The sequence below is a fragment of the Prevotella sp. lc2012 genome (genome assembly GCF_900107065.1).
Classification (GTDB): domain Bacteria; phylum Bacteroidota; class Bacteroidia; order Bacteroidales; family Bacteroidaceae; genus Prevotella.
The window spans coordinates 1-14,220 of record NZ_FNUF01000008.1 but is presented as its reverse complement, the minus strand read 5'-3'; the positions used below and the strand labels follow the sequence as shown (position 1 = coordinate 14,220).

The window sequence follows — 14,220 nt, the reverse complement described above, 5'->3', positions numbered from 1 at the left end:
TGTTTTAATTAATTAATCAGTAGGTTACAAACCTATTATATTTTTTGCGCTGCAAATATAGCGAAATTATCCGATTTAATGTTATAAAACGGCAACTTTTTTTAAAATTAGTGAAATAACTTGAGATAGCTTATCTGAGTACCACGCCAGTCAGAATTCGCCCCGACGCGATACCCAGCCGTCGGGCGGAAAAGAAATCGTCGTGACTGTCGTAGGTGCAAATGCCCGCCACCTCTATATGCTCTGGCAGAACGCCTTCCGCCTGCAACTGCAGACGGTTGCATGCCCAGAGGTCTATGTGCCATTTCTTCACGAGACTGCCATCCATTGCCGGCAGTCGTCGGCTGATATGCTCCATCGGGAAGGCGGCCGTCTCAAACTGATCATACACCTCATCTCCAACCTCGAAATTGTCAAAAGAGATGCCCGGTCCGATGACAGCCCTCATCTGTGTCGGACAAGACCGATAGACCTCCGTCATCATCAGCACCGCTTTCCGTACGATACGCTTGACGGTACCCCGCCAACCAGCATGTACCACACAAGTCGCATGATGCTCAGGGTCATATATAATAATAGGTATGCAGTCGGCCGTAGAGACACCGACACACACACCACGTACATCCGTCATCACGGCATCAACACCTTCGAGCACCGGCGGACAGGCCATTGCCCCGGCATTCCCGCCTACATCAGATTGTAAATCCTCTTGACGTATCTGACAGACCTCCGTGCCATGCACCTGATGAGGTATCAGCAGGCGGTCTTCCGTAATACCCAACTCCTCGCAGAGCAGTTGGCGGTTCATGGCAATCGTCTGAGGTACGTCACCACAAAATGCGTTCACGTTGAACTCGCCATAGTTGCCCTGACCATAGCCACCATGACGCATCGAACTGAAGGCTGTCACGCCGTCAGCTATTTCATAAAAAAGCAGTTGGGGTTTAGGCTTCGTCGCCCTCGTCGTCATCGTACTCAAAATCGTCGAGATCCTCTATCTCATCCTCATCAAGGTACACGATATCCTCATCTTCGCCCTCGTCGGCCAACTCCTCAGCAAAGCGTGTCATATCCTTATCGCGATGAACGAGTGTATCCTCCGAGATGGCAACGGCCAACTTATTGCTCTCAGCATTCAGTTCGCGCCAGAGCACGTCTTTCAACTCATCCAGTCCGAAGCCCGTCACAGCCGAGATAAACACCACTGGCAAATCCTCCGGTAAGGTCTCACGAAGCATTTCGATCAGTTCCTCATCAAGCAGATCGCACTTAGTCACCGCCAGTACACGATGTTTGTCGAGCATATCAGGATTGAACTGTGCCAGTTCATTGAGCAGAATCTCATATTCTTTCTTGATGTCGTCTGTATCGCCCGGTACCATGAAGAGTAATAGGGAGTTGCGCTCGATATGACGCAGGAAGCGCAGACCGAGTCCTTTTCCCTCGCTGGCACCTTCGATGATACCAGGAATATCTGCCATCACGAACGACTTACCGTCGCGGTATCCGACGATACCCAGCGAGGGTTCCATCGTTGTGAACGGGTAGTTAGCGATCTTCGGACGAGCATTCGACAGAGCCGACACGAGAGTTGACTTACCCGCATTCGGAAAGCCCACCAGACCGACATCTGCCAAAAGCTTCAGTTCCAGGATAATGGTCATCTCCTGCATCGGTTCTCCCGGCTGCGCATAGCGCGGTGCCTGGTTCGTTGCTGTACGGAACTGGAAGTTACCCAGTCCGCCACGACCACCTTTCAGAAGTATCACCTCCTGACCGTCGTAGGTAACGTCGCAGATATATTTTCCCGTCTCAGCATTATAGACCACGGTACCGCAAGGCACGTCGATATAGACGTCCTTGCCGTCGGTGCCATGACACTTGTCACGACCGCCATTACCACCGTGCTCAGCGAAGACATGACGTTCGTATTTCAGGTGCAGTAACGTCCAGTAGTTATGATTACCACGTAGGATGATACTACCTCCCTTACCGCCGTCTCCGCCGTCGGGACCACCATTCGGGTTGTACTTCACATGCTTCAGGTGCATGCTTCCTTTTCCGCCTTTTCCCGAACGGCAATATATCTTTACGTAATCTACGAAATTAGATTCCATCAATCACTGCACAGATGTCACCAAAAATACGATCCAACTCACCAAGACCATTGATGTGATGGTGGATGCCTTCGTTCTTGTACCACTCAATCAGCGGCAGCGTCTGGTTACGATAGACAACAAGACGCTTTTTGATAGTCTCCTCGTTATCATCAGCACGACCGCTCTGCTGACCGCGCAGAATCAGACGCTTCATCAGTTCCTCCTCAGGCACATCCAACTCAATCATCGCAGCCACCTTGTCGCCACGCTCATCAAGCATCTTCTTCAGTGCCTCAGCCTGTGGTATCGTACGGGGGAAGCCATCGAAGATCACCCCTTTGTGCTCACGACCGAAACTGTCGTATACTGATGCCAAGATGCTAACCATCAAGTCATCGGGGATTAACTGGCCATTATCGATATAGCCCTTGGCCGTCTTACCCAGTTCTGTACCATTCTTGATCTCACTACGGAGCACGTCGCCCGTAGAGATATGGTTCAGACCGTACTTCTCAATCATCTTATCACTCTGTGTGCCCTTGCCAGAGCCCGGGGCACCAAAAATTACGATATTCTTCATCTATTATTTAGCTTTTTATGTTATTCCACAATCGTATAGACATCCCTGAGCTCACGCCCCTGCTGGTCGTAGTCGAGACCATAACCGACGATAAAGTCGTCGGGAATCCGGAAGGCGACGTAGTCGATATTCAGTTCCGTCTGCAACTTCTCGGGTTTGAAAAACAAGGAACAGATATGCACCGACGCTGGGTTTCTCGTACCCAACGACTCGATCATACGCTTCATGGTCTGACCGCTTTCCACGATGTCCTCCACAATCACCACCGTACGACCGCTCAGGTCCTCATTGATACCAATCACCTCCTTGATCTTTCCCGTTGAAGTTGTACCTTGGTACGAAGCCAGTTTTACAAACGAGATCTCACACGGGATAGTCATCTCACGCATCAAGTCGGCGGCAAAGATAAACGAGCCGTTAAGCACTGCGAGAAAAAGAGGGTTTTTCCCTTCCATATCCTTACTGATCTGCTGTGCCACAGCCTTCACCTGCTTCTTAATCTCTTCTTCCGTAATGGAAGTCTTAAATGTTTTGTCCTTGATTTTTACAATGCTCATCATCAGAACTGTTTAATGATGATGCAAAATTACGAAAAAATAACGGCAGATAGCACAGATTATGCAGTTTTTTATAAAAAAAAGTTTTTTTTTCCATGGAATATGAATAATCTGAGGTTTATTCCTTATCTTTGCAGCAAAGATATCAACCAGAAGAATGAAGATATTCACCAGTGCCCAGATCCACGAGTTGGACAAATACACGATAGAGAATGAGCCCGTCAAGTCTATCGACCTGATGGAAAGGGCTGCGAAGACCCTGACTCAAGCTATCACTGACGACTGGAACAACACTACTCCGGTAATCATTTTTGCTGGTCCAGGCAATAACGGCGGCGACGCACTGGCTATTGCCCGACTGCTTCTTGACAAGAATTATGATGTCAAGGCCTATCTGTTCAACATCTCCGGTCATCTCTCTGAAGACTGTGCGACCAACAAGAAAAGACTACTAGAGAAAAAAGCCAAAGCACTTATCGAGGTCGTCCAGGAGTTTGAACCGCCTCAGTTGGAGGCAGGTATGCTGGTCGTCGACGGTCTTTTCGGATCAGGGCTCAACAAACCTTTAGCCGGCGGCTTTGCCTCTCTGGTCAAATACATCAACGCCTCCCCGGCACAGGTTGTCAGCATCGATGTCCCATCGGGACTGATGACCGAAGACAACACATATAACGTCCGGGCGAACATCATCCGGGCCGACCTGACCCTCACCCTCCAGCAACAGAAGCTCTCGTTCCTGTTTCCTGAGAACCAGCAGTTCCTCGGTCAGCTGAAGGTACTCGACATCCGGCTTAGCAGAGAAGGCATTGAGAAGATCGATGCCAACTACACCCTTCTGGAAGAAAACGATATCCGTGCCCGACTCTTAAGCCGTGATCCGTTTGCCCACAAAGGAAAGATGGGCAATGCACTGATCATCGCCGGCAGCTACGGCATGGGCGGTGCCTCTGTACTGGCCACAAAGGCCTGTCTGCGTGTGGGAGCCGGTAAGGTGACGACACACACACCCAAGCGCAATAACATCATCATGCAGATCAGCGTCCCAGAGGCTGTCATCCAATTCGACCGTGAGGAAACGACCTTCTCCGAGGCTGTTGACACGGAGGACTTCAATGCTGTGGGTATCGGACCTGGTCTAGGCACCAGCGAGCAGACAGCCATCGCCATTATCGCTCAGTTGCGCCGCACACAATGCCCGATCGTAGCCGACGCTGACGCCATCAATATCCTAGCCAACCACCGTGCTTGGCTGCAGCAGTTGCCAAAGGGCATCATCATGACTCCCCACCCCAAGGAGTTCGACCGACTGGAAGGCCGTTGCACCGACAGTTTTGAGCGCCTCATGAAAGCCCGTGATCTGGCAGAACGCCTGCAGGGCTATATCTTATTAAAAGGTCATCACACCTCTCTCTGTCTGCCCGACGGGCATATCATGTTTAACTCCACAGGCAACGCCGGCATGGCGACAGCCGGTAGCGGTGACGTGCTGACAGGCATTATCACAGGACTGCTAGCACGCGGCTACAAGCAGGATGACGCCTGTGTCGTCGGCATGTACCTTCATGGTCTGGCTGGTGATATCGCCGCCCGAGAACTCGGAGAAGAGAGTGTCATCGCCAGTGACCTGATCCAATATCTGCCACAGGCTTTCAAGAAACTAAGAGACTGACATCATGATTCACATTCTGAATAGAACACATCAGACAAGATGGATCCTTCCTCTTTGTCTCCTTGCCTTCTCACCCATATCTGCCCAGACCAGCACCAGCTATTACCGGCCGGGCGTAACGACCGAGGGGGCAGTCTATTTCCTGCCCAAGACAGCCGTTAAGGTTACCGTACAGGTTGAGAAAGCTATCTACACCCCAGGCGACCTCTGCAGATACTCTGAGCGCTATCTGCGCATCAAGGACGTGTCACCTGAGTCGTCTGTCAGCTACCGTATCACCGCCATCCGTCAGGAGGCCGTGGCCGTAGCCGACACCACCAAACGCTATGCCGTGAAATTCGATGCCCGCACGTCAGCCTGTAACGTGGTCCTGTCCGACGACGGCATCCTACGGGCCATTAATACCGAGGAAAAAGTCACAGGCAACAGACCGGCAGATGGTCAACAGATAAAGACCAGCGGTCAGAAGCTACTCCCCTCCCCTCATCAATACCTCAGCGAGGAGATGCTTGCCGCAGGCAGCACAGCTAAGATGGCAGAGCTGATAGCCCAGGACATCTATGAGATCAGGGAGAGCCGCAACCTACTTGTGCGTGGACAGGCCGACTACATGCCGAAAGACGGAGAGCAGTTGCGACTGATGCTCAGTCAACTGGAGTTGCACGACCGTGTCCTGACAAGTATGTTCACCGGAACGACCGTCAAGGATACTGCCGAGTATTGCTTCACGGTCATCCCCGACAAGACCATCTCGCGAGACATCCTTTTCCGTTTTTCCCAGAAGCTCGGACTGGTTGACAGCGACGATCTATCCGGAGCGCCCTATTACATCAGCATCGAAGACCTCAGTACCGCTCCAAAGCCGGAGCCCGTCGACCCGAAAAAGAACGCGAAGCCCGTGCCAGGCATCTATGTGAATATCCCTGGTCGTCTGCGCGCCACGGTTGCCGACATGGAGAAGACGTTTGTTACCGACGAGTTCCCTGCCGGACAGTTCGGTAACGTGGAACTGCTGAGTGGTGCGCTCTTCAACAAACGTTATACGACCCACCTTCTGCTCCATCCTATCTCTGGAGCCGTGGAGAAGCTCGAGGCAGAGCAACCTAAGTGATGATCCTTACACCCCATAAAAAAGCTCCGGATACTTGAAGCATCCGGAGCTTTTAATTATATGCGTTCTATCAAGAATGCTGATTAGCCGAGCTTGCCATCAGAACCGAGCACATTCACAATCTTGTGGATGTACATCTTCTTCATGTTCTCACGAGCAGGCTTCAGATACTGGCGAGGATCGAAGTGATCGGGATGTTCAGCCAGATACTGACGGATAGCAGCGGTCATAGCCAGACGAGAGTCTGAGTCGATGTTGATCTTGCAGACAGCGCTCTTAGAAGCCTGACGGAGCTGCTCCTCGGGGATACCTACAGCGTCGGGCAGGTTACCACCGAACTTGTTGATGGTATCAACCTCGTCCTGAGGAACTGAAGAAGAACCATGGAGCACGATGGGGAATCCAGGGAGCTTTTTCTCAATCTCAGCCAGCACGTCGAATGCGAGTGGCGGGGGAACGAGCTTACCAGTCTTCGGGTCACGTGTGCACTGCTCGGGCTTGAACTTGTAAGCACCGTGAGAGGTACCGATAGAGATAGCGAGAGAGTCGCAACCAGTACGGGTAGCGAAGTCGATAACCTCCTCAGGCTTGGTGTAGTGAGACTCCTCAGCCACAACCTCATCCTCAACACCGGCGAGCACACCGAGCTCAGCCTCAACAGTCACGTCGTACTTGTGAGCATAGTCAACAACCTTCTTGGTCAGAGCGATGTTGTCCTCATAAGGCAGTGAAGAACCGTCGATCATCACGCTTGAGAAGCCCATGTCGATACAGTCCTTACAGAGCTCGAAGCTATCACCATGGTCGAGGTGAAGCACGATCTCGGGCTTTTCACAACCCAGCTCCTTAGCGTAAGCCACAGCACCCTCAGCCATGTAGCGGAGGATTGTAGCGTTGGCATAGTTACGGGCACCCTTGGAAACCTGCATGATCACAGGTGACTTTGTCTCAACGGCAGCCTGAACGATAGCCTGCATCTGCTCCATTGTGTTGAAGTTGAAAGCAGGGATAGCATAGCCACCAGCTACTGCCTTCTTGAACATCTCGCGCGTATTAACGAGACCTAAATCCTTGTAGTTTACCATAATCGTATAATTAAATTTAGAAAAAATCTCTTATTTTCGAGCGCAAAGTTACGAAATAATTCATAATCAGGTATTCATAATCCGCAATTATTTTCCCTTTTTGCTTCCTTTTTTCTAATTCTTTACACGCATGGAGCAGGACGACAGAGTATTTGCAAAACACACTTTGCATTCTTCGTCATCAAAAACGCACTATACCAGCGTATGTTGGTCAAAATAAGCCTGTACTTCTTCCTTATAATTGTCGGAGACCGGTATATAGACATCACCGAAGACGATACGGAAGCGGTCCACCTGAGGCGTCTCGGTCATGTGCACGATAAACGACCTGTGCGTACGCAGGAACTCCGGTTTGGGAAGATACTCATCCAACTTCTTCATGCTCATCAGAGACATCACCTTGTCACCGTTCCTCATATAGAATCTGACATAATCCTTCAGGCCCTCGATATAGAGGATATCATCGAGCAGGATACGCTGAAGCTTGTAGTCGCTCTTCACAAACATAAAACGGTCGCGACGGTACACATCCTGTTTCTTCGAAGCAGAGAACCAGGCCAGAGCCTTGTCCGTCGACTTGAGGAAGTCCTCATACGAGATGGGTTTCAACAGATAGTCCAGTGCGTTCACCTTATAGCCCTCAATGGCATACTGTGGAAAGGCTGTCGTGAAGATAATCTTCGTATCCTTGGGGAGGATCTTTGCGAACTCAATGCCGCTCAGCTCCGGCATTTGGATGTCGAGGAACAGCAGATTCACGGCATCGTCACGCAGGTCTTTCATCGCCTGGATGGCACTGTTATAAGTACCCTTGAGACTCAGATACGGGGTCTTGGCGACATAGCTCTCCAGCAGTCCGGCGGCCAGGGGCTCGTCATCGATAATGGCACAAGTAATAATCATATTTCTATTCTGATTTTTGATGAGTAAATAGTCCCGTCGGCATTCACCCCCTTCTCCCAGGTGTACCGATGAGGATAAGCAAGATCCAGACGGCGCTGTACCTGGTTCAGTCCGATACCATGACCACTGCGATCCTGATGGTTTTTAGGAAAGTTTGAATTTTCTATGTTGCAGATCACGACATCCCTGATACCACGATTTCCCTGATACTCGACGTCTGTCGTAATGCTGATATGCACAAAGCTCGGCTTGGTGGGACTGATGCCATGCTTGAAGGCATTCTCCACGAGAGAGATAAATATCAGGGGAACAATCTGCAGATCATTCTTCGCCCCTTTCTTGTCGAACTGTACATCAACGGTCTCTGGCAGTCGTATCTTCATCAGACTGACATAGTTCTCCAGGAACTGTATCTCGTCGCCGAGCGACACCATCTCTTCCTGATTGTCGTAGAGCATGTGACGCAACATCTTCGACAACTGTTGGATAGCCTCCTGTGCCCTTTTCTGGTCAAAAGCCGTCAGCGCATAGATATTATTCAATGTGTTCAGCAGGAAATGAGGATTGATCTGTGAGCGCAGGTTCTTCAACTCCGCCTCAGCCCGCACCGCGTCAGCCTCCAGCATCGCGTCCTCGTTTTGCTGCCAACGCATGGCAAGCACGAAAGCGGTGGCACACGCAGCGAAGATGGACAGGTTGGTGATATCACGTACGATATACAACATCGATTCGACCAACGAGTATTGCCGGGTTGGCGGTACGCTTGTAAACAGCAGATGGGCATGACATATCCAGTAATGGAGGAAGAAGCCAAGACACACCACCATGATAAAGTTGATGAGCAGATGATACCGATGCTTACCCGCCACGAAGTACTTTGGCGTCAGCCATAGGAAATTAATATAAAACACCAGCATCGGGAGCAACGATGTCATACAGTTGACCAGATACTTGGGTAGTGTCACACCAGGGCCTCGCATAATCGCCAATGGCGAAAGGAACATCATTACCCAGAACGATACATGCAGGAAGATTTTCAGTTTCTTATTCATATACATATCTTTCTCTCTCGAGATGCAAAAATAAACTATTTGCCAGTAATCGCCAAACGAAATCAATAAAATATGTCAGTTAATAGATAACAATCATCAATTCATCGACAATTCATCCGAGTGTTAAATTCCTGCAAACCGTCCTTCACATGTCTCTTTTGGACCGAAAGGACAAGCCTTCGGCGTAATTCGTCGAAAAAATCCCCGAAAGTCGTCGAAATCCATTTTGAGCCAAACGACAATCACATTACCTTTGCCATCGCAAACCAGCCACGGCAGCAACCGAAGGCTGGTCAAGACATAAAAAAACGATTAAATAAATAAGAATATGAAACAGTTAAAAGCATTTTTTGCAGCAGTAGTGATGATGACCATGTCATCGACAGTGATGGCCCAGACCACCGTCAAGGGCGTATTGATGGATGAGACCCTGGGCGAGAGCGAGCCTTTCGCCACCGTCCGCGTGTTCAAGGCAGGTAAAAAGGACAAGCCCGTGGCCATGTTCCTCACCAAGGAGGACGGTCAGTTCTCTCAGGAGGTGAAGGGCAAGGGTAATTTCGATATCGTGTTCAGCAGTGTCGGCAAGGAAGACCTGCAGAAGAGCGTCACCCTTGAGAACAGCGGTGAACTGGATCTCGGCACCCTATATATGAAAGAGAACGCCACAATGCTGAAGGGTGTAGAGGTCATCGCCCAGAAGCCACTGGTGAAGATGGATGTCGACAAGATGAGCTATAACGTGGCAGAAGACGAGGACTCGAAGTCGAACACCGTCCTCGACATGCTCCGCAAGGTGCCCATGGTGACGGTCGACGGTCAGGATAACATCTCCGTCAACGGTAGTTCCTCCTTTAAGGTATATGTCGACGGCATGCCCAATGCCATGTTCTCGTCGAACCCCTCGATGGTGTTCAAGAGCATGCCCGCCACGGCCGTGAAGAATATTGAGGTGCTCACCAACCCCGGTGCGAAGTACGATGCCGAAGGAGCTACGGGCGTTCTGAATATCGTGATGAACAAGATGGACCCGCAGGCCGCCCAAAGCATGAACGGCTACAACGGAACCATCCGCCTCAACGGCGGCAACAGGCAGTTGGGTGCCGGTGCTTTCCTGAGCGGACAGCAGGGTAAGCTCTCCTACAGCACCAACGTGATGACCTCTTATGTCACGCCCGGCAATACCACCACGGAGACGAGACAGATCCAGGATAACGGGGCCTCTCAGATACAGACCACCGAGAACGACGTGAAAGTACCGGTCACCATGGGAAGTCTGACACTGGGCTACCAGATCGACGACAAAAGTGTACTGAACCTCACAGCTCAAGTGAACACCCTGACCATGAAGAGCAAGGGCACGGCCCTGACCTTAATGGGCGGCTATGGCAATGACTTCAGCTTCGGCGGTACCACCGACATGAAGAACTCACGCGCCTCATTCAGCGGCAGCCTCGACTACCAGCATTTCTTCAACAAGGAGCACACCCAGTCGTTGGCCCTCACCTACCAGTTGGACTACAGTCCTGCCACCACGGAGATGACTTATAACTTCGGCACCACCTCCGAGTTCATCGACCTGACGAACCGTTATTCGAACAACGAGGACAAGACCACCAACCACATCTTCCAGGTCGACTACACCATGCCTCTCGGCACAGGACAGACCCTGAGCTTCGGCAGTAAGCTGCAGTTCCACGACGCCACCTCCGATGCCAAGTACTACCTGAAGGATGTCTATGACCCCAGCTCCAGCTCTGAGTACGAGTACAAGAACACCATCCTCGCAGGCTACGGCGAGTACGCCACCAACTTCAACAAGATCGGCTTCAAGGCAGGTCTCCGCTATGAGCACACCTGGCAGGATGTGGCATACCGCCTCGGCAATGGCGAGAACTTCAAGAAGGACTACGGATGCCTCGTTCCCACAACCAGTCTGCAGTATAACCTCGGTATGGGCAGCAACCTCGGCCTGACCTATAACATGCGTATCTCTCGCCCGGGTATCACCTACCTGAACCCATACGTCGACAAGACCGACCCCATCGCCCTGACCTACGGTAATCCGGAGCTCGACGTGGAGAAGAACCATAACATCTCATTGGTCTACAATATGTTCACCGCCAAGCTGATGATCAACCTGAATCTGCACCACAACTTTGTAGACAACGCCATCTCACAGTACAGCTTCTACGACACGAACAACCTGCTCAACAACACCTACGGCAATGTCGTGAAGCGCCACCAGACAGGTCTGAGCGGTTACGTGAACTACCTGCTGGCCAAAGACACCCGAATCTTCTTCAACGGCGGTCTGAACTACACCGACCTGCGCAGCGACGCACTCGCACAGAGCAACAACGGTTGGACAGCTAACGCCATGGTCGGCTTACAGCAGACGCTCCCCTTGGATATCAAGCTGAGTCTGTTCGCCATCACCTCTACCAAGAGCTACACCCTGCAGGGCTGGACCGGCGGATTCAACCTGCTCTCTACAAGTCTGTCGAAGTCGCTGCTGAAAGACAAACTCAACCTGAGTGTCAGCGGCAGTCTGGGTCTCAATAAGAACGGCAATATCAACATCGATACCGAGAGCCGTGGCAAGAACTTCACCAGCTACACCATTGCCAAAGTGCCCATCTCCGGTGTGACCTTCACTGTGAGCTACACCTTCGGCAACTCAAAGATGCGCGCCAACCAGCATGTCAACCGTGTACAGGACGACTTCATCGAGCAGCAGTCTCAGGGTGAGCTCCTCAACAGCGTCGGCGGCGGTAGCACCACAGGCAACGGCACCACGACAATGCCATAATAACAGATATACCACATCCCACATTCTCTCCTGCATTCGAGATAATGCAGGAGAGATTTGGTTGTTTAAGAATAAATACCTATATTTGCAGTCGTATGAAGAGAATAAGCAAAAAAGACCTCTGGCTGTTTCTGGCACAAGTGGTGGTATGGGGCATTGTCATCCTCGCTTTGCCCTTGGCCACCCTGCTCAGCACACACGATCTCGCATCGTCCAAACCATCGTTTTTCATGGCATGGGGATTGTTCCACGGTCCTCTCATCGTCTACTTCGCCAACTTCTACATCTTCGGCCCTTACCTGTTCTTCCGTCGCAAGTTCTGGTGGTTCGCCCTGTGTAACATCCTACTGCTCGTCGCGATCAACAACCGGTTCTTCGTTGGCTATACCATGCTCAAGGAGCGCCTGCCAGAAATAGTGCCCGGGCTACCGCAGGATGCCGCATGGGGCGCCTTCCTCATGAGTATCCTCATCGCCTTATTGATGGACATCGCCATCGGTGCCATCGCCATCGGCATCCGTCACTTCATCCGCACCAATCAGATCCGGCAGCAGTTGCGCGACGAGAAGGCGAAGAACACCGAGGCCGAGCTGGCTTGGTTGAAGAACCAGATCAACCCGCACTTCCTCTTCAACACGCTGAACAACATCTCCAGTCTGACGCAGATCGACCCCGACGCGGCCCAGGATGCCATCGCCCAGTTGAGCGACCTGCTGCGCTACGCCATGTACGAGACCAACAAGAAGACCGTGCCCATCCAGGGCGAGGTGGAGTTCATGCGCAACTATATCTGTCTGATGAAGCTACGCTGCAACGAGAAGACCGAGGTGACCACCTCGTTCGATATCCAGCAGGACACGGAGATCGCCCCCCTGCTCTTCATCTCACTCATCGAGAACGCCTTCAAGCACGGCGTCAGCAGCAGCCGTCTCTCAAAGATCGACATCCGTCTGCTTCAGGAGGGCAACCAGCTCATCTTCAACTGCGACAACACCAACTACCCCAAAGACGATGCCGACCGTAGCGGCTCGGGCATCGGACTGGAGAACACCCGTCGCCGACTGGACCTCATGTATGCCGGCCACTACCAATGGGAACAGTCGCTTCACGACGACATCTATCACGTCAAGATTACATTAAAGATATCATGAAACTAAGTTGTATGATTGTCGACGACGAGCCACTGGCCGTCAAGCTGATAGAGTCATTTGTTGCCAAGACCCCCGACCTGGAGCTGCTCGGTAGCTTCACCGACTCCGTCGAGGCCATCAACGCCATCAAGGAACGGAAGCCCCAGTTGCTCTTCCTCGATATCCAGATGCCCGACCTCAACGGCATGGAACTGGCCCATATGCTGCCCGAAGGCACCCGTGTCATCTTCACCACCGCCTTCAAGGAATATGCCTTTGAGAGCTACGAGGTCTTTGCGCTCGACTTCCTGCTGAAGCCCATCCGCTACAACAAGTTCATCGCCGCCGTGGAGAAAGCCCGGGAGTGGTATCTCACACGACCATCACAAAGGCCAGAAGAGTCTGGTGAGATCAGCGCCCCACAGACGCCCCTCTTCATGGGGGAGGTCGGAAGAGGCACCCTCTTCCTGAAGGTCGACGGAGAATACCGTCAGGTAGCCCTCGACAAGATCCTCTACGTCAGCGGTCTGAAAGACTATGTGATGTTCTACCTCGATGGCGATCGCAAGCCGCTCATCACCCACCTTACCATGAAGTCGGTCGAGGAGATGCTGCCCCCGTCACGCTTCATGCGTGTCCACCGTTCCTACATCGTAGCCCTCGACAAGATCCGCAGCGTCGACCGTAACGATTGCATCTACATCGGCGACGAGATTATCCGCGTCACCGACGCCTTCCGCAACACCTTCAACCAGTATCTCCAGGCCCGCCTCTTCGACAAGCGTCCCAACGATCCAGCTTAATAAGGTGTCCTCTGTTACTTATGTAAGACGGGTTGATGCGACAAAAGGACGATTCTCTTACTATTATGGAATTCGAACCTCACGTAGTTTCTTTAGCAAATGAGGATCCGTTACCTTGTATAGCGTGTCTACCCAATGAAATTCATCATATGTTACAATCAAGAATGTATCATTCACAATGTTCAATTTCCAATTGAGGTCACCCATCTTAATTACAGAATCATTCACCAAAGACCATCTCGGAGTAACTACCACATCATCTATCTCATAGAGATAGCATTTCTTGTCGGCATACCTTTCTGCGAGAGTATACATTTTCCCCTTACGATCAAAGTACATGTAGAATTTTGTCTTGATATAAGGATCAAAATGCGCATAATACCAATACTGGCAGCTATCGCCAGCTATCAATTCTACTCTAT

General features: G+C 51.3%; 13 protein-coding genes. 5 read left to right on the top strand and 8 right to left on the bottom strand.

Annotated features, from left to right (window positions below):
- Positions 1–130: 130 nt before the first annotated feature.
- The 4 genes from pgeF to hpt are packed head-to-tail and all read right to left on the bottom strand — an operon-like array spanning position 131 to position 3,236.
- A complete protein-coding gene (gene pgeF / locus BLU99_RS11980) occupies positions 131–970 on the bottom strand; it encodes a peptidoglycan editing factor PgeF (protein WP_091902413.1) in 840 nt (279 codons plus the stop codon).
- Complete coding sequence (gene obgE, locus BLU99_RS11975) at positions 945–2,117, bottom strand: GTPase ObgE (RefSeq protein WP_091902411.1); 1,173 nt, start codon at positions 2,115–2,117, stop codon at positions 945–947. Before obgE ends, pgeF begins: the two co-directional genes overlap by 26 nt.
- Positions 2,107–2,679: an adenylate kinase gene (locus BLU99_RS11970; protein WP_091902409.1), complete on the bottom strand. Its 573-nt coding sequence runs from the start codon at positions 2,677–2,679 to the stop codon at positions 2,107–2,109. Before BLU99_RS11970 ends, obgE begins: the two co-directional genes overlap by 11 nt.
- Before the next feature lie 20 nt (positions 2,680–2,699).
- Positions 2,700–3,236 carry a hypoxanthine phosphoribosyltransferase gene (gene hpt, locus BLU99_RS11965; RefSeq protein ID WP_091902454.1) on the bottom strand — a complete coding sequence of 179 codons (537 nt, stop codon included), beginning with the start codon at positions 3,234–3,236 and terminating at the stop codon, positions 2,700–2,702.
- Positions 3,237–3,393: 157 nt separating this feature from the next.
- On the opposite strand from hpt, the gene BLU99_RS11960 reads away from it, so the two are divergent.
- Entirely contained in the window at positions 3,394–4,905 is a 1,512-nt protein-coding gene (locus BLU99_RS11960) for an NAD(P)H-hydrate dehydratase (protein ID WP_091902407.1), read from the top strand.
- 4 nt (positions 4,906–4,909) lie between these two features.
- Positions 4,910–6,016, top strand: coding sequence for a DUF4831 family protein (locus BLU99_RS11955; protein WP_091902404.1), 1,107 nt, complete (start codon positions 4,910–4,912; stop codon positions 6,014–6,016).
- 83 nt (positions 6,017–6,099) lie between these two features.
- Here BLU99_RS11955 and BLU99_RS11950 read toward each other — a convergent pair whose 3' ends face one another.
- The 3 genes from BLU99_RS11950 to BLU99_RS11940 all read right to left on the bottom strand — a co-directional run bounded on the left by BLU99_RS11950 (position 6,100) and on the right by BLU99_RS11940 (position 9,056).
- Positions 6,100–7,101: a class II fructose-bisphosphate aldolase gene (locus BLU99_RS11950; protein ID WP_091902402.1), complete on the bottom strand. Its 1,002-nt coding sequence runs from the start codon at positions 7,099–7,101 to the stop codon at positions 6,100–6,102.
- Positions 7,102–7,293: 192 nt separating this feature from the next.
- A complete protein-coding gene (locus tag BLU99_RS11945; RefSeq protein WP_091902399.1) occupies positions 7,294–8,004 on the bottom strand; it encodes a LytR/AlgR family response regulator transcription factor in 711 nt (236 codons plus the stop codon).
- A complete protein-coding gene (locus BLU99_RS11940; protein WP_255397566.1) occupies positions 8,001–9,056 on the bottom strand; it encodes a sensor histidine kinase in 1,056 nt (351 codons plus the stop codon). Before BLU99_RS11940 ends, BLU99_RS11945 begins: the two co-directional genes overlap by 4 nt.
- 328 nt (positions 9,057–9,384) lie before the next feature.
- On the opposite strand from BLU99_RS11940, the gene BLU99_RS11935 reads away from it, so the two are divergent.
- The 3 genes from BLU99_RS11935 to BLU99_RS11925 all read left to right on the top strand — a co-directional run bounded on the left by BLU99_RS11935 (position 9,385) and on the right by BLU99_RS11925 (position 13,798).
- On the top strand, positions 9,385–11,865 hold the full coding sequence (locus tag BLU99_RS11935) for a TonB-dependent receptor (RefSeq protein WP_091902397.1): 2,481 nt from the start codon (positions 9,385–9,387) through the stop codon (positions 11,863–11,865).
- Between the two features lie 95 nt (positions 11,866–11,960).
- Positions 11,961–13,016, top strand: a complete 1,056-nt coding sequence (locus BLU99_RS11930; protein WP_091902395.1) for a sensor histidine kinase — start codon at positions 11,961–11,963, stop codon at positions 13,014–13,016.
- A complete protein-coding gene (locus BLU99_RS11925; protein WP_091902393.1) occupies positions 13,013–13,798 on the top strand; it encodes a LytR/AlgR family response regulator transcription factor in 786 nt (261 codons plus the stop codon). Before BLU99_RS11930 ends, BLU99_RS11925 begins: the two co-directional genes overlap by 4 nt.
- Before the next feature lie 63 nt (positions 13,799–13,861).
- On the opposite strand, the gene BLU99_RS12350 is transcribed toward BLU99_RS11925, so the two are convergent.
- Positions 13,862–14,220: hypothetical protein (locus tag BLU99_RS12350; protein WP_218128549.1), on the bottom strand; the 359-nt coding region annotated here is incomplete at its 5' end.